19 protein-coding genes are annotated in these 18,097 nt (G+C 60.7%); 17 read left to right on the top strand and 2 right to left on the bottom strand.

Going from position 1 to position 18,097, the window contains the following annotated elements; all coding sequences use genetic code 11:
- Positions 1 to 71: 71 nt before the first annotated feature.
- Entirely contained in the window at positions 72 to 575 is a 504-nt protein-coding gene (locus FHT77_RS11670) for a cytochrome b (protein WP_183755195.1), read from the top strand.
- Here FHT77_RS11670 and FHT77_RS11675 read toward each other — a convergent pair.
- Both FHT77_RS11675 and FHT77_RS11680 read right to left on the bottom strand, forming a co-directional pair.
- Positions 572 to 1,651 (bottom strand): TraB/GumN family protein, encoded by a 1,080-nt coding sequence (locus tag FHT77_RS11675; RefSeq protein WP_183755196.1) that lies wholly within the window; start codon positions 1,649 to 1,651, stop codon positions 572 to 574. The genes FHT77_RS11670 and FHT77_RS11675 overlap by 4 nt on opposite strands.
- A gap of 80 nt (positions 1,652 to 1,731) precedes the next feature.
- Positions 1,732 to 2,667, bottom strand: a complete 936-nt coding sequence (locus FHT77_RS11680) for a tyrosine recombinase XerC (protein ID WP_183755197.1) — start codon at positions 2,665 to 2,667, stop codon at positions 1,732 to 1,734.
- 141 nt (positions 2,668 to 2,808) lie between these two features.
- Between FHT77_RS11680 and FHT77_RS11685 the strand changes: the two genes are divergently transcribed.
- The 16 genes from FHT77_RS11685 (at position 2,809) to FHT77_RS11760 (ending at position 18,093) form a co-directional block, all read left to right on the top strand.
- Complete coding sequence (locus FHT77_RS11685) at positions 2,809 to 3,756, top strand: GNAT family N-acetyltransferase (RefSeq protein WP_183755198.1); 948 nt, start codon at positions 2,809 to 2,811, stop codon at positions 3,754 to 3,756.
- A gap of 21 nt (positions 3,757 to 3,777) precedes the next feature.
- Positions 3,778 to 4,914, top strand: coding sequence for an AAA family ATPase (locus FHT77_RS11690; RefSeq protein ID WP_183755199.1), 1,137 nt, complete (start codon positions 3,778 to 3,780; stop codon positions 4,912 to 4,914).
- A gap of 60 nt (positions 4,915 to 4,974) precedes the next feature.
- Positions 4,975 to 7,191: a primosomal protein N' gene (locus FHT77_RS11695; RefSeq protein ID WP_183755200.1), complete on the top strand. Its 2,217-nt coding sequence runs from the start codon at positions 4,975 to 4,977 to the stop codon at positions 7,189 to 7,191.
- A gap of 77 nt (positions 7,192 to 7,268) precedes the next feature.
- Entirely contained in the window at positions 7,269 to 7,658 is a 390-nt protein-coding gene (locus tag FHT77_RS11700; protein ID WP_183755201.1) for a DUF4345 domain-containing protein, read from the top strand.
- 260 nt (positions 7,659 to 7,918) lie between these two features.
- On the top strand, positions 7,919 to 8,479 hold the full coding sequence (locus tag FHT77_RS11705) for a F0F1 ATP synthase subunit delta (protein ID WP_183755202.1): 561 nt from the start codon (positions 7,919 to 7,921) through the stop codon (positions 8,477 to 8,479).
- Positions 8,479 to 10,008 (top strand): F0F1 ATP synthase subunit alpha, encoded by a 1,530-nt coding sequence (gene atpA / locus FHT77_RS11710; RefSeq protein WP_016556568.1) that lies wholly within the window; start codon positions 8,479 to 8,481, stop codon positions 10,006 to 10,008. Before FHT77_RS11705 ends, atpA begins: the two co-directional genes overlap by 1 nt.
- A gap of 24 nt (positions 10,009 to 10,032) precedes the next feature.
- Positions 10,033 to 10,917 carry a F0F1 ATP synthase subunit gamma gene (locus FHT77_RS11715; RefSeq protein WP_016556567.1) on the top strand — a complete coding sequence of 295 codons (885 nt, stop codon included), beginning with the start codon at positions 10,033 to 10,035 and terminating at the stop codon, positions 10,915 to 10,917.
- A gap of 23 nt (positions 10,918 to 10,940) precedes the next feature.
- Positions 10,941 to 12,389 (top strand): F0F1 ATP synthase subunit beta, encoded by a 1,449-nt coding sequence (atpD, locus tag FHT77_RS11720; protein ID WP_016556566.1) that lies wholly within the window; start codon positions 10,941 to 10,943, stop codon positions 12,387 to 12,389.
- Positions 12,389 to 12,625, top strand: a complete 237-nt coding sequence (locus FHT77_RS11725; RefSeq protein ID WP_183755203.1) for a hypothetical protein — start codon at positions 12,389 to 12,391, stop codon at positions 12,623 to 12,625. Before atpD ends, FHT77_RS11725 begins: the two co-directional genes overlap by 1 nt.
- On the top strand, positions 12,625 to 13,032 hold the full coding sequence (locus FHT77_RS11730) for a F0F1 ATP synthase subunit epsilon (RefSeq protein ID WP_016556564.1): 408 nt from the start codon (positions 12,625 to 12,627) through the stop codon (positions 13,030 to 13,032). The genes FHT77_RS11725 and FHT77_RS11730 overlap by 1 nt, the downstream gene beginning before the upstream one ends.
- A 144-nt stretch (positions 13,033 to 13,176) precedes the next feature.
- Positions 13,177 to 13,644, top strand: a complete 468-nt coding sequence (gene soxR / locus FHT77_RS11735) for a redox-sensitive transcriptional activator SoxR (RefSeq protein ID WP_183755204.1) — start codon at positions 13,177 to 13,179, stop codon at positions 13,642 to 13,644.
- 64 nt (positions 13,645 to 13,708) lie between these two features.
- Entirely contained in the window at positions 13,709 to 14,479 is a 771-nt protein-coding gene (locus tag FHT77_RS11740) for an SDR family NAD(P)-dependent oxidoreductase (RefSeq protein WP_183755205.1), read from the top strand.
- Positions 14,480 to 14,585: 106 nt separating this feature from the next.
- Positions 14,586 to 14,927, top strand: coding sequence for an ArsR/SmtB family transcription factor (locus FHT77_RS11745; RefSeq protein WP_183755206.1), 342 nt, complete (start codon positions 14,586 to 14,588; stop codon positions 14,925 to 14,927).
- A gap of 70 nt (positions 14,928 to 14,997) precedes the next feature.
- Positions 14,998 to 15,891: a LysR family transcriptional regulator gene (locus FHT77_RS11750; RefSeq protein WP_183755207.1), complete on the top strand. Its 894-nt coding sequence runs from the start codon at positions 14,998 to 15,000 to the stop codon at positions 15,889 to 15,891.
- A 169-nt stretch (positions 15,892 to 16,060) separates the two neighbouring features.
- Positions 16,061 to 16,540 carry a formate dehydrogenase subunit gamma gene (locus FHT77_RS11755; RefSeq protein WP_183755208.1) on the top strand — a complete coding sequence of 160 codons (480 nt, stop codon included), beginning with the start codon at positions 16,061 to 16,063 and terminating at the stop codon, positions 16,538 to 16,540.
- On the top strand, positions 16,537 to 18,093 hold the full coding sequence (locus tag FHT77_RS11760; RefSeq protein ID WP_183755209.1) for an NADH-quinone oxidoreductase subunit NuoF: 1,557 nt from the start codon (positions 16,537 to 16,539) through the stop codon (positions 18,091 to 18,093). The genes FHT77_RS11755 and FHT77_RS11760 overlap by 4 nt, the downstream gene beginning before the upstream one ends.
- The last annotated feature ends 4 nt before the right edge of the window (positions 18,094 to 18,097 follow it).

The following is an 18,097-nucleotide window of genomic DNA, read 5'->3' on the forward strand; positions in this document are numbered from 1 at the left end:
CGGCTGCTTGTCTCCCGACAGGTGGCCGTTTTACTTTTGAATGATTCTAAAGTCGTTCGAAAGGAGAGCCGATGCAATCCGCACCCGTCGATGCATACAGCTTGCCGCAACGCCTGCTTCACTGGGGTATGGCACTGCTCATCTTCTTCAACCTGCTATTTCCTGACGGCATGAACGAGTGGCATCGCGCCATGCGTCGGACCGGCATTGCCACTGCCGACCAGGTCGCGGCGGCCAACATTCACGCCTATGTCGGTATTGCCATTCTGGCGCTCGCGATTATCCGGGTTTGCCTGCGTTTTTCCCAGGGTGCACCGATCGAAATCGCGGGCGAGCCTGCGATATTTCGCCTCGCGGCCAAGGTCGTGCACTTCGGCCTTTATGCCTTCATCTTCGTGATGCCGCTGACTGGAATTGCCGCCTATTATTTTGGAATGGATGCCGTCGGATCGCTTCACGCCGATGTGCTGAAGGTCGTCCTCTGGGTGTTTGTCGCGGCGCATGGCGCGGGCGCGCTCGTTCACCAGTTCTATTGGAAGACCAATGTTCTCAAGCGTATGACCGTCGGGCGCTAGTTAACGGCGGTGACGGTGAAGCCTTGATTGCGCAACAGTTCGATCACGCCGCCGTCGCCTGGTAGGTGCAGGGCGCCGACGGCCATGAAGACGTTGCCCTTGGCGAGGATCGCCGCGGCGCGCTCGGCCATCACCTTGTTGCGATCAAGGATGATGCGCTGCTCGAAGGCGGCGTAGTCGCTATCTTCGTCCTCGCCGTCGGGTGACACGGTCTTCAGCATGGGGATCGTCATGCCGATATCACCGGAAAGATAGAGATCGGTCATCGTCTCGACGACATCGTTCATCTTAGAACCGAGAGCCAGCGTTTCGATCAGCGATTTCAGGTGGAACTCGGTGGGCAGCTCAGCCATTGCCTGCAGTTGTTCGGCCAGCGTTTCGAGGCCCTTGACCTGCTTGCCCGCAGCGGCGGCATCCGTCGCGATTTTCTGGTCGAGGAATTGAACGCCTTTCGCCTTGCGAGCCATTTCGCAGCCGGGAAGGGCAACCACGCTCGAGATCATCCAAGGGCGCATGCGAGAAACCGCGGCAAGCGGGATGCCGCGCAGCTTCAGACCGGCTTCCAGCCGCGTGTAATCGTCGCGGGAAAGAAGCTTCTCGATGGTCGTGCCGTCGGTGAACATCGTCAGTTCCGGCCGTATCAGCAGCGCAGCCGCCGCCTTCTTTTCGTCGAGGATCTCGTCGGATTCAATGATGATGGTATCGGCAGCATCATGGGCAGCCTGCGCGCGCGGCGGCAGATTCAGCACGCGGGGATCGGTCACATGCATACTGCCGAGGAGCCAAGACGGCGCTATTCCCGCCTTCTCGATTTTCCAGAAAATGCCCTTGCCGTTCGGCACGGCATCGGCCTCGTTCACGACTTCGGCGTACCGGGCGGGATCACTCTGTTTGAGATCGGTCAGGATATTGTGGCCGGTACAGGCATCGTCGTTCGCGGCAGCCGCCGGCGATACCGAAAACAGCACAGCGATCAGGGTTGCCGCAAGCAGCATGTGAAACGCGGCGATCAGCCAGAGAAGGATATTGCCCGGCGATGCAATGTGCAGGCTGCGATGGCAGATGGAGATCGTCATGATGGTGTTCCGGTCACTATGATCGCCAAGCCTACGCCCAGCGTGCGGATATTCCTTTAAGAGAAGCCGTTAACAAAAGATTACGCCCGAGGATGGGCACGGTCGTAAACTTCAAGCAATCGTGAGGAATCCACACCTGTATAGACCTGGGTGGTGGAAAGGCTGGCGTGGCCGAGCAGTTCCTGGATCGTTCTGAGGTCACCGCCGCCGGCCAACAGGTGGGTCGCAAAGGAATGGCGCAGCGCATGCGGTGTCGCCGTTTCGGGAAGGCCGAAGGCGCTGCGCATCTTCTGCATGGTGCGCTGAATGATCGCAGCTTGCAGCTTGCCGCCGCGCGCGCCCCGAAAAAGGGGTTCTTCGCCTTCGAGATGATAGGGGCACAACGACCGGTATTTATCGACGGCGTCGAAGACAACGGTCAGTAGAGGCACGAGGCGGGTCTTGTTGCCTTTACCGGTGATGCGCAACGTGGCCGCGCCGCGATTGAAGTCGCCGGGCGTCAGGTCAAGGGCCTCGGAAATGCGCAGTCCACAGCCATAGAGCAGCGTGAAAACGGCTGCGTCGCGGGCGGCAATCCAAGGCTCTTCGTGCAACTGGGCCTCGTCGCTGACCACGGTGATGGCCTGCCGGTCGGATAATGGTTTCGGTAGTGATTTCGGTTGCTTCGGCGAGCGGACGGCGCTGACGCCAGCGGCATTCACCAGCCCCTTCTTTTCGAGGTAACGCAGGAGTGACCGCAGCCCGGCCAGATTGCGGCCAAGCGAACGGGCACCGGAGCCTTCCTTGCGCCGTGCGGCCAGGAACGCACGGAAGTCGGCAGGCCTGAGTGCGTGGATATCTTTCAGCGTTGCGGGCCCGCCGAGGTGCCCAGTCAGAAAGGTCAGGAACTGACGCGTATCACGCTCGTAGGCATCGAGCGTGTGCTCTGAAAGGCGTCGTTCGCGCGCGAGGCTATCGAGCCAAGCCGAGCGCTCGGCCATCAGGCGTGGGTCGGCGATGATCAGGAGTTCGTTCACGTATTCGGCCTTGAATTTGCCAATCCTGCCGCCAATTCTGAGGGAGCGATAGTTATGGAATTCCTAATGCCGGCCAAGTGCTTGTCATGCTCCCATCATATCATTCCACGTAACCGGTTTCCCAACGACGCAGGATCTTGAATGCCACGGCGCCAACCCACGACCGCTTTTGGACAGTTCGCGGAAGCGATCGCACTCGTCTCCCATGGCAAGCCGGGTCACATCGTCGATACGTTGATCGCCGAGCGCGGGCAGCGGATCGTGAAGCATCCGCTTTGGCCGATCATACGGCCGTTTCTCTATACGCTGCTCCGCTACAACCGGGCGGTCAGCTTTGCCAACGATGTCGCGAACATGCCGGGTTTCCAGTGCTTCGAGTATATGAGCAACCTGCTGAAGCTCGACATCAATGTCAGGCATGGCGACCGCATTCCCGAGACCGGCGGCTTCATTCTCGTCAGCAATCATCCGACCGGCATTGCCGATGGTGTCGCCGTCTTTGACCTCCTGAAGCATAAGCGACCGGACGTGATGGTGTTTGCGAACCGTGACGCCGTGCGCGTCAATCCGCGTTTTGCCGAGGTCATTATCCCCGTCGAGTGGCGAGAGGAGTACAAAAGCAAGCTCAAGACGCGTGAAACGCTGCAGATCACCAACCATGCGGTGAAGGAAGGCAAGGCAACAGTGCTCTTTCCCTCTGGCCGCATCGCCTACTGGGCGAACGGACGGCTGAATGAGCGCCCGTGGAAAACCTCAGCGGTCGGCCTTGCCCGCAAGTACAATCTGCCGATCCTTCCCGTTCATATGACGGCTCGGAACTCCGGCCTGTTCTACTGGTTTGCGAAGTGGTCGACCGAGCTTCGGGACATGACCGTCTTCCACGAGCTCCTCAACAAGCGTGGCGATCGCTTCGACTTCGTGGTCGGCAACCTGATCCCCGTGGAACACCTCGACGGCGACATCAACGAGGTAACCAAGGCGCTGGAAGACCACACCGTCCACGCGCTTGCCGCGGATGGCGGAGCACAATTCCTGCCGCTGGTCCCGCCCGCGGAACGGGAACTGGCCAGCGCCCATTCAATTCGCTGATTGGATAGGCTAAAGCGAGGCATGCTGCTCCGCTCGATGTTTGCACAGAATTACCGGTCCCTGCGATCGATCCGTATGGATCTTTCCGGGATTAACCTCTTCATCGGCGAGAACGGCGTCGGAAAATCCAACCTTTACCGCGCTCTCCAGCTCATCCAAGCGGCAACGCGAGGGCGCCTAGCGCATGAGATCGCCGCCGAGGGCGGGATGTTTTCGGCGCTGTGGTCGGGCCCGCGCCGGGATGCCGACGGACCCTTCCGGATTCGCTTGGAAGCCGAACTTGTCGACGAGGAACGAGCGATTACCTTCCGTTATCGCGTCGAGGCCGGGTTGCGGCCGCCGGCCGCTGCAGCGGGATTTCCCTTTGAGCCTCAGATCAAGGCTGAAGAGTTGTCGATCGAGACGGGAACGCGGCCGGTGACGATGATGAAGCGTGCCGGTCCGGCCATTTCGGTTCGTGGACCGAATGGGCGGATGCAGGATTATCCGGAGCAGGCGCTGACATCGGAAACCGCGATCGCGCTGCTCGGTGATGCCGGCCACTATCCCGAGGTCGGGACATTCCGCCGTGCAATCGACGGCTGGCGTTTCTTTCACGGCTTCCGGACTGATCGCCTGTCACCACTGCGTGCTCCTTGTCTTGCGGTCACCGCGCCGTTGCTCGATGAGGATGGCAGCAACATTGCTGCCGTCTTCGCGACGCTGGCGCATACGCGGGAGGATACGGTCGATCTCGATCGTGCCGTGGCCGCGGCCCTTGGCGGTGCGCGGCTCGTTATGCCGCTGCCCGAGGAGACGGCGTCTTTCGGCCTTTCCTTTTCCGAGTTTCCAAATCGGGTGTTCAAGCCGCGCGAGCTGTCGGACGGACAGATCCGCTTTCTGGGACTTGCGGCCGCACTGATGTCCTATCGGCTGCCGCCGCTGATTGCGCTCAACGAACCAGAGGCAAGCCTCCATCCCGACATGCTGCCCCCTCTGGCGGACATGATCGCGGAGGCCGCCCGCAGCAGCCAGATCTGGATCGTTACGCATTCCGAAGCGCTGGCGGCCGCCGTGCGCGAAAAATGCGGTGCCCGTGCTCGCCACGTGGTACGGCAGGACGGCGCAACGTGGATCGAGGGCATGCGGCTAACGGGCGTTATCGATGACGACGAGTAAACCGGTGGCACCAGTCTTGCAGGTTTTCTTTTCGTGTCGATCCGGGCATGGTCTCGCCCGATGAGCACAGATTCGTCCGATCTCTTTGGAGCGCTGTTTGAGGCGCCGCCGGCAAACCGTACGGTTCCGGTGCTCGTTCCCATGCCTGCGCCGAAGCCATATTCATATGCCGTGCCGGAAGGGATGGCGGTCGAACCCGGCTCGGTCGTACAGGTGCCGCTCGGTCCGAGGCAGGTGATCGGCGTCGTCTGGGACGGCGGCGAGGACGGCGTCGATCCGAAGAAGCTCAGGCCGATCAGCCATGTCTTCGATTGCCCGCCGCTGAGCAAGGAGATGCGCGACTTCATCGAGTGGGTCGCGAGCTACACGCTGTCGCCACCTGGGCTCGTGGCGCGGATGGCGCTGCGCGCCCCCAACGCTTTCGAGCCGGAGCCGATGGTGGAGGGGCTACGCTTCGTCGGCGGCGCCCCAGAGCGAATGACCCCAGCGCGCGCCCGGGTGCTGGATATTGCCGGGGATGGCTTATCCTGGACCAGAAGCGGGCTGGCCCACGCCGCCGGCGTGTCGACCAGCGTCGTTGATGGTTTGATCAGTCAGGGCATTTTCGAGACGGTGTTCCTGCCGCCCCCGCCAGTGGTCGCCAGACCGGATCCGGATTTTGTGGCCGCGCGGCTCGAAGGTCCCCAGAAGGAAGCGGCGAACGAGATCCTCTCCGAAGTCCGAAAGGGCGAGTTCGCAGTCTCGCTGATTGACGGAGTTACCGGTTCGGGCAAGACCGAAGTCTATTTCGAAGCGATCGCGGAAACGCTGAAGCGCGGCAAGCAGGTGTTGATTCTCCTTCCGGAGATTGCCTTGACGGCGAGCTTTCTGGAGCGATTCCAGGATCGCTTCGGCGCCAAGCCGGCGGAATGGCATTCCGATCTGGCGCCACGCATGCGCGAAAAGGTCTGGCGTCAGGCAGTCACGGGCGAGGTTCGCGTCGTCGCCGGCGCGCGCTCGGCGCTGTTCCTGCCGTTCGAGGACCTTGGGCTGATCATCGTCGATGAAGAACACGATCCCGCTTACAAGCAGGAAGATCGTGTCTATTACAATGCGCGCGACATGGCGGTCGTGCGCGCCCGTATTGGCGATTTCCCGGTGGTTCTGGTTTCGGCCACGCCGTCGGTCGAGAGCCAGGTCAATGGGCAGAGCGGGCGTTACAGCACCATTCACATGCCGACCCGCTTCGGTGACGCGGCGTTGCCGGATCTCCATCTCATCGACATGCGCCGTCATGCGCCCGAGCGCGGCGGCTTCCTCTCGCCAGTGCTGATTCGAGCGATCGGCAAGACGGTCGAGAAGCAGCAACAGGCGCTTCTTTTCCTGAACCGGCGGGGCTACGCGCCGCTGACGCTTTGCCGCGTTTGTGGTCACCGCTTCCAATGCCCGCAATGCTCCAGCTGGCTCGTCGAGCATCGATTCAAGAGGCAGCTGCAATGCCATCAGTGCGGTCATGCCGAGCGGACGCCGGAAGCCTGTCCCGAATGTGGCACACTTGATCACCTCGTTGCCTGCGGGCCGGGCGTCGAGCGTATCGCCGAAGAGGTGGAACGTCATTTTCCCGAGGCACGGACGATCGTGCTCTCGTCCGACATGATGGGCGGCGTCAAACGGTTGCGTCTTGAGCTCGAAGCCATCGCCAAGGGCGAGGCCGATATCGTCATCGGCACGCAGCTTGTCGCCAAGGGTCACAATTTCCCGCTGATGACGCTGGTTGGCATCGTCGATGCCGACCTCGGCCTTGCCAACGGCGATCCACGCGCTGCCGAGCGGACCTTCCAGCTCCTGTCGCAGGTGACGGGCCGCGCCGGGCGTACGGGCTTGAAGAGCCATGGCCTGCTGCAGACCTACCAGCCGCAGCATCCCGTTATGCAGGCGATCGTCTCCGGCGATGCGAGCGCATTCTACGAGCGCGAGATCGCCGAACGCGAGCGCGCCATTCTTCCCCCTTTCGGCCGGTTGGCCTCGATCATCGTCTCGGCGGAAACGCGTCACGATGCAGAAAACCATGCCCGCGGCATCAGGAGCGCCGCACCTCATGTTTCCGGTATCTCCGTCCTCGGGCCGGCGGAAGCGCCACTTGCCCTGGTGCGCGGCCGCTATCGCTTTCGGCTTCTCGTCCACGGGCGGCGGAACTCCGACATGCAGGCGTTTCTGAGGACTATGCTTGCGCAGGCGCCGAAGGAGCGTGGGTCGGTGCATGTACAGCTCGACGTCGACCCTCAAAGCTTCCTGTAGATCGCCGCCTTGCGGGCTTTTGCCCCGCACGGCAATCATGCCATAAGTGCGGCGAAGCAGGGGATTCGGGGTCGACTATGGATTTTTATTTTCCGACGGAGTTTGGCGAACAGCTCGCCTTCGGAGCGGCCGCTTTCACGGCGCTTGTGGGCTTTGTCATCATGTTTGCGCCGGGATACGCGATGCGGCTGTTCGGCATCATGCCTCGCGAGGGTCGGCGTGACGGCTATGCGGAGCAACGCTCCGTCGGCGGCTTCTATCTCGGCTTCGGCCTCTCGGCCATCATGCTGGCGCAGAACTGGATCTACATGGCGCTCGGCGGCGCCTTCGCCATGGCGGCGTTTGCACGCATCATTTCGCTCCTTTCAGATAAGGGGAGCACAATTCTCAACTATTTACTCCTGGTTGTGCAAATCATTCTGGCGGCGCTTCCTCTCGCCTATGTTTTCGGTTTCTTTTCCGCTTGAGTTGAGCGGATATCGCTCGCGCTAAGCTCTTCCCTGCCGGGGCTCGAGCATTTTTGCGTTAGAAATCGATAGGAAAGCAGTATTCGGGCGTTACGCGTGTTGCGAGTCCGAACATCCTATGTTAGACGGACCCCGAATTTCGGAAGAAGCAAGAGGCTTTTCTTGCGATTTCTGGGGGAAATCATAACGAATTCAAGATTATAGGTCAGGCGCCCGCCGAGGACCGGATTCTTGGGTTGAAATCAGGGAAATTTGGGCCAGTGGCAGACACATCCCAGCTTACTTCTGGTGTTGCAGAGCGCTATGCCTCGTCGTTGTTCGAGCTTGCGCTCGAGCAGGGCGCCGTTGAGGTCGTCACCAAGGACCTCGAACGGTTCCAGGCGATGCTCGACGAGAGCGAAGACCTGAAGCGTTTCGTTTCGAGCCCTGTTTTCTCGGCCGACGATCAGCTCAAGGCAATCATTGCCATCAGTGAGAAGGCTGGCATCAGCGGCTTCTTCGCGAATTTCCTGAAGGTCGTGGCGCGTAACCGTCGCCTCTTTGCCCTCCCGGGCATGATCAAGGCCTTCCGCATCATTGCTGCAAACCAGCGAGGCGAAATCACTGCCGACGTTACTGCGGCGCATGCGCTCACTGCAGCGCAGGAAACTGAATTGAAGGCGGCGCTCAAGGGCGTCACCGGCAAAGACGTGGCGATCAACGTCACGGTTGATCCGTCAATTCTTGGTGGTCTGATCGTGAAGGTCGGGTCCCGTCAGATTGATACGTCTCTTCGTACAAAACTCTCTACCCTTAAGCTTGCATTGAAAGAGGTCGGCTGATGGATATCCGCGCTGCGGAAATTTCCGCAATTCTCAAAGACCAGATCAAAAACTTCGGTAAAGAGGCAGAAGTCTCGGAAGTCGGTCAGGTTCTCTCCGTCGGTGACGGTATCGCTCGCGTTTACGGTCTGGACAATGTTCAGGCAGGCGAAATGGTCGAATTCCCCGGTGGCATCCGTGGTATGGCGCTGAACCTTGAATCTGACAACGTCGGTGTTGTTATTTTCGGTTCGGACCGTGACATCAAGGAAGGCGACACCGTCAAGCGGACCGGCGCCATCGTTGACGTTCCGGTTGGTCCGGAGCTGCTCGGCCGCGTTGTCGACGCTCTCGGCAACCCGATCGACGGCAAGGGCCCGATCAACGCGACCCGCCGTGCGCGCGTCGACGTCAAGGCTCCTGGTATCATTCCGCGTAAGTCGGTTCATGAGCCGATGTCGACCGGCCTCAAGGCCATCGACGCGCTCATCCCGGTCGGTCGTGGCCAGCGCGAGCTCGTCATCGGTGACCGCCAGACCGGCAAGACCGCGATCATTCTCGACACGATTCTGAACCAGAAGGCCATTCACGACAACGGCCCGGACGGCGACAAGCTGTTCTGCGTCTACGTCGCTATCGGCCAGAAGCGTTCGACCGTTGCCCAGTTCGTCAAGGTTCTCGAAGAACGCGGCGCAATGAAGTACTCGATCGTCGTTGCTGCAACGGCTTCCGATCCGGCTCCGATGCAGTACCTGGCGCCGTTCGCCGGTTGCACGATGGGCGAATTCTTCCGCGACAACGGTCAGCACGCGCTGATCGGCTACGACGACCTGTCCAAGCAGGCTGTTGCTTATCGCCAGATGTCGCTCCTGCTGCGCCGCCCGCCGGGCCGCGAAGCTTATCCGGGCGACGTTTTCTACCTGCACTCGCGTCTCCTCGAGCGCGCTGCAAAGCTCTCCGACGAGAAGGGCGCTGGCTCTCTGACGGCTCTGCCTGTCATCGAAACCCAGGGCAACGACGTTTCGGCGTTCATTCCGACCAACGTGATCTCGATCACCGACGGCCAGATCTTCCTCGAAACCGACCTGTTCTACCAGGGCATTCGTCCGGCCGTTAACGTCGGTCTGTCGGTTTCGCGCGTTGGTTCCGCCGCTCAGGTCAAGGCCATGAAGCAGGTCGCCGGCTCGATCAAGGGCGAACTCGCCCAGTATCGCGAAATGGCCGCCTTCGCCCAGTTCGGTTCGGACCTCGATGCTTCGACGCAGCGCCTGCTCAACCGCGGTGCGCGCCTGACCGAACTCCTGAAGCAGCCGCAGTTCTCGCCGCTGAAGACGGAAGAGCAGGTTGCGGTCATCTTCGCAGGTGTCAACGGCTACCTCGACAAGATCCCGGTCAACCAGGTCGGCAAGTTCGAACAGGGCCTGCTGTCGTACCTTCGCTCGGAAGGCTCGGCTATCCTCGACACGATCCGCACGGACAAGGCAATCAGCGACGATACGAAGGGCAAGCTCACGGCTGCCGTCGATAGCTTCGCGAAGTCCTTCGCCTAATCGGACCCAAAGGACGGATAACGGATGCCTTCACTTAAGGATCTGAAAAACCGGATCGCCTCCGTCAAGGCGACGCAGAAGATCACCAAGGCGATGAAAATGGTCGCCGCGGCGAAGCTTCGGCGTGCCCAGGAGGCGGCCGAGGCCGCCCGTCCGTACTCGCAGCGCATGGGTGCCGTTCTGGCAAACATCGCCGGTGCGATGACGGAAGCCGACGGTGCTCCTGCGCTGATGACCGGCACCGGCAAGGACCAGGTTCACTTGCTGGTCGTCTGCACTGCCGAACGCGGTCTGTGCGGCGGCTTTAACTCGCAGATCTCGCGTTTCGCGCGCGATCACGCTCGCAAGCTCATTGCTGAAGGCAAGACCGTCAAGTTCTTCACCGTCGGCAAGAAGGGTTACGACGTTCTGCGCCGTGAATTCGCCTCGCTCATCGCCGAGCGCAAGGAATTGCGCGACGTGAAGAAGGTCTCCTTCGAGAATGCGGATCAGATCGGCAAGCGCATCATCGAGATGTTCGAAGCCGGCGAGTTCGACGTCTGCACGTTGTTCTACTCCGAATTCAAGTCGGTCATTTCGCAGGTTCCGACGGCACAGCAGCTCATCCCGGCATCGGCCCCCACGGCAGTTGTCCAGGATGCGGAGCATGCCGGCGCAGTCTACGAATACGAGCCGGATCCGGCATCGATCCTCGAGGATCTGATCCCGCGCAACATCTCGGTCCAGATTTTCCGCGCGCTCCTTGAGAACGTCGCCGGTGAAATGGGTGCCAAGATGAGCGCCATGGACAATGCAACGCGCAACGCTGGTGAAATGATCAACAAGCTGACGCTTTCCTACAACCGTCAGCGCCAGGCTCAGATCACCAAGGAACTCATTGAAATCATTTCGGGCGCGGAAGCGCTCTGAGGTTAGGGAAAGAGGGTAAGAAGATGGCTAAGGCAGCTACCCCCAAGAAGGCCGCGGCAGGCTCCGCCGGCAAGGTTACGCAGGTTATCGGCGCCGTCGTGGACGTTGCTTTCGAAGGCGAACTGCCGGCGATCTTGAACGCGCTCGAAACCACGAACGGCGGCAACCGCCTCGTTCTCGAAGTGGCGCAGCATCTTGGTGAAAACGAAGTCCGCACGATCGCCATGGACTCGACCGAAGGTCTGGTTCGCGGTCAGCCGGTTTCCGACACCGGTGGTCCGATCACCGTTCCGGTTGGTCCTGAGACACTCGGCCGTATCATGAACGTCATCGGCGAGCCGGTTGACGAAGCTGGTCCGCTGGTAACCTCCGGCAAGCGCGCGATCCACCAGGACGCTCCTGCCTACGTCGACCAGTCGACCGAAGCACAGATCCTCGTCACCGGCATCAAGGTCGTCGACCTTCTCGCGCCTTACGCAAAGGGCGGCAAGATCGGCCTGTTCGGCGGCGCCGGCGTCGGCAAGACCGTTCTCATCATGGAACTGATCAACAACGTCGCCAAGGCGCACGGTGGTTACTCGGTGTTCGCAGGCGTGGGTGAACGTACCCGCGAAGGCAACGACCTTTACCACGAAATGATCGAATCGGGCGTCAACAAGCATGGCGGCGGCGAAGGCTCGAAGGCAGCCCTCGTTTACGGCCAGATGAACGAACCGCCGGGCGCCCGCGCTCGCGTCGCTCTGACCGGTCTGACGATCGCTGAAGACTTCCGCGACAAGGGCCAGGACGTTCTGTTCTTCGTCGACAACATCTTCCGCTTTACCCAGGCAGGTTCCGAAGTGTCGGCTCTGCTCGGCCGCATTCCTTCGGCCGTTGGTTACCAGCCGACGCTCGCCACGGACATGGGCCAGATGCAGGAACGCATCACGACCACGACGACCGGCTCGATCACCTCGGTTCAGGCCATTTACGTTCCGGCCGACGACTTGACCGACCCTGCTCCGGCAACCTCGTTCGCCCACTTGGACGCAACGACCGTTCTGTCGCGCTCGATCGCTGAAAAGGGCATCTACCCGGCCGTTGACCCGCTCGACTCCACGTCGCGCATGCTCGACCCGATCGTTGTCGGCGAAGAGCACTACGAAGTGGCTCGTAAGGTTCAGTCGACCTTGCAGCGCTACAAGGCTCTCCAGGACATCATCGCGATCCTGGGCATGGACGAACTGTCCGAAGAGGACAAGCTCGCCGTTGCCCGCGCCCGCAAGATCGAGCGCTTCCTGTCGCAGCCGTTCTTCGTCGCCGAAGTCTTCACCGGTTCGCCGGGCAAGCTCGTAGCGCTCGAAGACACGATCAAGGGCTTCAAGGGCCTGGTCAACGGCGAATACGACCACCTGCCGGAAGCTGCCTTCTACATGGTCGGCTCGATGGAAGAAGCTATCGAGAAGGCCAAGAAGCTGTCCGCAGCTGCCTGATGAGCGACGCTCTCAACGAGATCTTCTGCTGCGACGCCCTTCGGGAAGTCGCAGCAGAGCTTCCCGCCCCAGCTGCCCCGACGATGTACAGATCGGACGACGGCAAGATGATGATGGTGGTGGGATTGATCCAGACCGAAGAGGGTCTTGGGTATCTTGATCAGGCGATAGTGCACTGCCCGTTCTGCGGGACCAATTTGCAAGATACAGAAGCTGCCGAGAAGGTAAGTCACTGATGGCTGACAATTTCAATTTTGAACTCGTATCTCCCGAGCGCCTGCTCCTTTCGGAGATGGTGACCGAAGTTGTCATTCCGGCAACCGACGGCGAGATGACCGTTATGGCGAACCACGCCCCGACGATGACGACCATCAAGCCTGGTATTGTCAGCGTTCGCTCGGCTAACGGTTCGAAGCAGGATTACGTGGTTTTCGGCGGTTTCGCCGACATCCTGCCGACCGGCTGCACGCTGCTGGCCGAGTCTGCCGTCATTGTTCAGGATCTCTCCAAGGACGAACTGACGCTGCGCATTGAGGCGGCACAAAGAGAAATCGCAGATGCCGTTCATCACGAGCACAAGTCGCGCCTCGAACACTATATCATGGAACTGACGCACCTTCGGGGTGTGATCGACCAAGACTAACCCGTGCCCGTCACGGTGTCATGAGGCGGCCTTTTAGGGCCGCCTTTTTGTTTTCTGGGACCCCTTGGCTCCCGGTGTTCCGATGGCCTTTCGGTCACGCGAGCGTTCGGCTACAACACCTCAAGTTACATTGAGGTCGATGTCATGGAAGAAGGCTCCCCCAATCCGTTCCGAAAGCTGCTGACGGTTGGCGAAGTCGCGGAGCGCAGCGGTCTTGCCGTCTCTGCGCTGCATTTCTACGAAGCGAAGGGTCTCATCTCCAGTATTCGTTCGCGTGGCAACCAGCGCCGCTTCGGCCGTGATGTGCTTCGTCGCCTCGGGATCATCAAGGTCGCGCAGCGCGTAGGCATCCCCCTGGCGGAGATTCAGGCGGCTTTCGAAACATTGCCGCAGGGCCGCACGCCGACCGCTGGCGATTGGCAGCGCCTGTCTCTCCTATGGAAGCAAGAGCTCGATGTTCGCATTGATCGGCTCGTCGCCCTGCGCGATCGGTTGACGGATTGCATCGGCTGTGGTTGCCTCTCGGTTGAAAGCTGCCCACTGCGCAATCCGTATGACCGGCTGGCTAAAGATGGGCCGGGTCCGCGTCTGCTGGAAACCAACGACGTCTAAGCGACGTTCCCCTTGCGTATCAACACACTATGGAAGCCGTAGACGGCGCGTCCCGGAGGAATGAATGTTTCACCCCAAGCTGTTCGAAAACCGCAATGTGGTGGTCACCGGCGGCGGCAGGGGCATTGGCCTCGAAGTCGCGCGGCAATTTCTCGATTGCGGCGCCCGCGTGCTGGTGCACCTCGGGCGAAGCGCCGAGCGTGATTTGCCAGACTTCTTGCTGACGGCGGAGGAGGACCGCAGGGCGTTTCTCGTTACAGCCGATTTTTCGACGCCGGGCGGCACGACAGGATTCGCTGAAAAGGTGCGCGCCACTTTTGATCGCGTCCACGCATTGATCAACAATGCCGGCACCATGGTCGGGCGCTTTCCCGCCGATGCGTTGACCGACGAGCAATACGAGACGATCGTCCGGTTGAACCAGACCTCGGTGGTTGAGGTAACGCGAGCTCTTTTGCCGGCGCTACGTGCATCGCAGGAGGCGGCGATTGTCAACACGGTCTCGATTTCGGCGCTGACGGGCGGCAGCCCCGGTTCCGCGATCTACTCGGCGTCGAAGGCATTTGTAGCAACCTATTCGAAGGCGCTAGCAAGGGAGCTCGCGCCGGACGGCATCCGCGTCAACTGCGTTTCACCGGGAACGATCGAAACCGACTTCCACCAACGGTATTCGTCGGCAGAAAAGCTTGAGCAGACCCGCAAGACCATTCCGCTGCACCGATTGGGCACCTCGGAAGATTGCGCACCCGCCTATCTCTTCCTTTCGGCGCCTTCGCTTTCCGGTTACATCACGGGTCAAGTGCTTGAGATCAATGGTGGCCAGCTCATCTGCTGAGCTGGCGGGACTTTTTTTGGCATTTTGACAGATCCAAACAGCTGGTTGCTGCGAATATGTTATTGTCACGCTTCATACATATTGTTTATGCAACCAGAGATAAAGAATGCATTTGCCTACACCGGGATCGGGCATGGCCGATCGGGATCTGCAGAAGCTCTCTGCTAGAGCGCGGGAAGCGAGCGACTTTCTCAAGGCACTTTCCCATCATACGCGGCTGATCATTCTCTGCCTTCTGACGGAGGGAGAGAAGACTGTGGGCGAGCTCGAGGAGAGCCTTGGCATTCAGCAAGCAATGGTGTCGCAGCAGCTGGCGCGCTTACGTTTGGATGGTCTCGTCTCCAGCCGCCGGGACGGACGTCTCATCTATTACAGTGTTGCCCATCCCGATACGACGGCGTTGCTGCGTTTCCTGTTGGCGATGTTTCCGGGGAAGCAGGACAACTGACAACCGGCCTTGCGGACCGGTCCGCTGGACGTGAAGATGACGGTGTGCCGCAGTTCGGCGCGGAGGCCGGATGATCGACAAGCTGGAATTCTTTATCGCGCTCGCCAACGAGAAACATTTCGGCCGCGCAGCCGAGGAATGCGGTATTTCGCAGCCGACGTTGTCCGCCGCCATTCGTCAGCTCGAGGATCAGCTCGGCGTGATGCTGGTGCAACGCGGCTCGCGCTTCCAGGGGCTGACGCCTGAGGGCCAACGCGTGCTCGAATGGGCGCGGCGCATTGTCGGCGATGCCCGCACGATGCGCGAGGAGATGCGGGCGGCGCGCAAGGGGCTTTCAGGCCATATCAAGATCGCCGTCATCCCGACAGCGCTGGCGATGCTGCCGCGCATTACGACTCCATTTCAGGAGCGGCACCCCGATGTGACGTTTTCCATCGTCTCCCGCAATTCCCTGCAGGTGCTCAGCATGCTGGAAAATCTCGAGATTGATGCGGGGATCACCTATCTGGAGAACGAGCCCCTTGGGCGGGTGACGAGCGTGCCGCTCTATGCCGAGCAGTACAACCTGATTACCGCCGCCGGCAGCCCCTTGTCCGATCGCGATAGCGTTACCTGGAAGGAAGTGGGTAGTCTTCGGCTTTGCCTATTGACGGCGGACATGCAGAACCGTCGTATCATCAATCATCACCTGGCCGAAGCCGGTGTTACGGCACATCCGACGCTCGAGTCAAACTCGATGATCGTGCTCTTTTCCCATGTTCGAACTGGACGCTGGGCGAGCATCATGCCGCGCAATGTCGCGAAATCCTTTGGCTTTCCGGCAGAAATACGGATGATTCCAATCACCGAGCCGCGAGCGCATCACCTTGTCGGCCTGGTTGCGACGCATCGTGAGCCGTTCACGCCGTTGGTCTCGGCTCTGTTGCATGAGGCCCGAATTCTCGCCGAAGAACCGGAATTCTGATAGGAATCTTCTATCGTTTGACGGAACAGCATTATTGATCGCTTCGTCCATCCCTGAGAAAGTTCTATAATGAACACACGCGAGCGGTTCTGTCGGCCATAGGGTTCTGAGGAAAGCCCGCCTGCCCAGCGTCGCCACGTGCAATTTGCAGGCCGTGGGAGGGCTGCTGATGAACATCCACGTCGCCAAGGGCGATATCGCAACGCGCACGATTGCGATCATCGATCAACTCAAGCATCTCGAAGGGCCGTTGCTGCCGATCCTGCACGAGATTCAGGATGAGTTCGGCTATGTCCCGCAAGAGGCGCTGCCCGTTATCGCGAACGAGCTGAACCTTTCGCGCGCCGAGGTGCATGGTGTCGTCAGCTTCTATCATGATTATCGCGATCATCCCGCCGGCCGGCATGTGCTGAAGCTCTGTCGTGCAGAAGCCTGCCAATCGATGGGCGGCGACGCGCTGGCCGAGCGCGTGAAGGTTCTGCTTGGCGTCGACTGGCACGGCACGACGCCTGACGGAGCGATCACCCTCGAGCCCGTCTTCTGTCTTGGGCTCTGTTCGTGCTCGCCGTCCGCGATGATGGACGGCGAGGTACATGGCCGAGTAGACGCCGCCGATCTCGAGGCGCTGATTTCGGAGGCACGTCGATGACCGTCCGGATCTATGTTCCCTGTGACGCGGCGGCCCTGGCGCTGGGTGCAGAACGCGTCGCGAAAGCAATCGCCGAGCAGATTGCTACTCGTGGCCTCGACGCCAAGATCGTGCGCAATGGCTCGCGCGGCATGCACTGGTTGGAGCCGCTGGTCGAGGTGGAGGTCTCCGGCAAGCGTATCGGTTACGGTCCCGTCAAGGCGAAGGATGTCGTTTCGCTGTTCGATGCGGGCTTGGCCACGGGCGGGGATCATCCCCTCTGTCTTGGCGAAGTGGCCGAACTGCCGTTCCTCAAGCGCCAGACACGCCTGACCTTTGCCCGCTGCGGCATCACTGATCCGCTCTCGCTTGATGACTACGAGGCTCACGGTGGCCTCGCCGGCTTGCGTCGCGCGGTTTCGATGCTGCCGACTGATGTCGTCAAGGAAGTTACCGATTCCGGCCTGCGTGGCCGCGGTGGCGCGGGCTTCCCGACTGGTATCAAGTGGAAGACGGTGCTCGACGCGCCTGGTGAGCGCAAATACATCGTCTGCAATGCCGATGAAGGCGACAGCGGCACCTTCGCCGACCGGATGATCATGGAAGGCGATCCCTTCGTGCTGATCGAAGGGATGGCGATTGCCGGCCTTGCGACGGGCGCCACCAAGGGCTTCATCTACACGCGGTCGGAATATCCGCATGCGATCGCGGCGATGAGCCGGGCAATCGATATCGCGCGCAGTGCCGGCATCCTCGGTACGTCGGTTTTGGGCTCGGGCAAGACCTTCGATATGGAAGTCCGCACCGGCGCGGGCGCTTATGTCTGTGGCGAGGAGACGGCGCTCCTGAACAGCCTTGAAGGCAAGCGCGGCATCGTGCGCGCCAAGCCGCCGCTACCGGCCCACAAGGGCCTCTTCGACTGTCCAACCGTCATCAACAATGTCATTTCTCTCGCTTCCGTGCCCGTGATCATGGACAAGGGAGCAGCCTACTACCGCGACTTCGGCCTTGGCCGCTCACGCGGCACCATTCCGATCCAGATCGCCGGCAATGTGAAACATAGTGGTCTGTTCGAGACCGCATTCGGCATTTCGCTCGGCGAGCTGATCGATGACATTGCTGGCGGAACCGCATCCGGGCGGCTGGTGAAGGCAGTTCAGGTCGGCGGTCCGCTTGGCGCGTACTTCCCGCGCGCCCTGTTCGATACGCCATTTGACTACGAGTCTTTCGCGGCGAAGGATGGGTTGATCGGCCACGCCGGGATCGTCGTCTTCGACGAAAGTGCCGACATGCTGAAGCAGGCCCGCTTCGCGATGGAATTCTGCGCCGTCGAAAGCTGCGGCAAGTGCACGCCTTGCCGCATCGGCTCGACGCGTGGCGTCGAAACGGCGGACAAGATTGCCCGCGGCATCGAACCGGAAAAGAATCGCGAGCTGCTTGCCGATCTCTGCAACACCATGAAATTCGGGTCGCTCTGCGCGCTCGGGGGCTTCACGCCTTATCCGGTCATGAGCGCCATGACGCACTTCCCCGAAGATTTCGTTCCCACACCTCTCATCGAAGCGGCGGAGTAAGACC

This window comes from Rhizobium sp. BK181, from assembly GCF_014193305.1.
Classification (GTDB): Bacteria; Pseudomonadota; Alphaproteobacteria; order Rhizobiales; family Rhizobiaceae; genus Rhizobium.

Excerpts from the sequence above, each read along its gene's own strand:
- FHT77_RS11695 (WP_183755200.1), top strand. The coding sequence starts at position 4,975 with ATGAGCACAGATTCGTCCGATCTCTTTGGAGCGCTGTTTGAGGCGCCG.
- FHT77_RS11745 (WP_183755206.1), top strand. The coding sequence starts at position 14,586 with ATGCATTTGCCTACACCGGGATCGGGCATGGCCGATCGGGATCTGCAG.
- FHT77_RS11755 (WP_183755208.1), top strand. The coding sequence starts at position 16,061 with ATGAACATCCACGTCGCCAAGGGCGATATCGCAACGCGCACGATTGCG.
- FHT77_RS11740 (WP_183755205.1), top strand. The coding sequence starts at position 13,709 with ATGTTTCACCCCAAGCTGTTCGAAAACCGCAATGTGGTGGTCACCGGC.
- FHT77_RS11750 (WP_183755207.1), top strand. The coding sequence starts at position 14,998 with ATGATCGACAAGCTGGAATTCTTTATCGCGCTCGCCAACGAGAAACAT.
- FHT77_RS11690 (WP_183755199.1), top strand. The coding sequence starts at position 3,778 with ATGCTGCTCCGCTCGATGTTTGCACAGAATTACCGGTCCCTGCGATCG.
- FHT77_RS11675 (WP_183755196.1), bottom strand. The coding sequence starts at position 1,651 with ATGACGATCTCCATCTGCCATCGCAGCCTGCACATTGCATCGCCGGGC.
- FHT77_RS11730 (WP_016556564.1), top strand. The coding sequence starts at position 12,625 with ATGGCTGACAATTTCAATTTTGAACTCGTATCTCCCGAGCGCCTGCTC.
- atpD (WP_016556566.1), top strand. The coding sequence starts at position 10,941 with ATGGCTAAGGCAGCTACCCCCAAGAAGGCCGCGGCAGGCTCCGCCGGC.
- FHT77_RS11725 (WP_183755203.1), top strand. The coding sequence starts at position 12,389 with ATGAGCGACGCTCTCAACGAGATCTTCTGCTGCGACGCCCTTCGGGAA.
- FHT77_RS11715 (WP_016556567.1), top strand. The coding sequence starts at position 10,033 with ATGCCTTCACTTAAGGATCTGAAAAACCGGATCGCCTCCGTCAAGGCG.
- soxR (WP_183755204.1), top strand. The coding sequence starts at position 13,177 with ATGGAAGAAGGCTCCCCCAATCCGTTCCGAAAGCTGCTGACGGTTGGC.
- FHT77_RS11685 (WP_183755198.1), top strand. The coding sequence starts at position 2,809 with ATGCCACGGCGCCAACCCACGACCGCTTTTGGACAGTTCGCGGAAGCG.
- FHT77_RS11670 (WP_183755195.1), top strand. The coding sequence starts at position 72 with ATGCAATCCGCACCCGTCGATGCATACAGCTTGCCGCAACGCCTGCTT.
- atpA (WP_016556568.1), top strand. The coding sequence starts at position 8,479 with ATGGATATCCGCGCTGCGGAAATTTCCGCAATTCTCAAAGACCAGATC.
- FHT77_RS11700 (WP_183755201.1), top strand. The coding sequence starts at position 7,269 with ATGGATTTTTATTTTCCGACGGAGTTTGGCGAACAGCTCGCCTTCGGA.
- FHT77_RS11760 (WP_183755209.1), top strand. The coding sequence starts at position 16,537 with ATGACCGTCCGGATCTATGTTCCCTGTGACGCGGCGGCCCTGGCGCTG.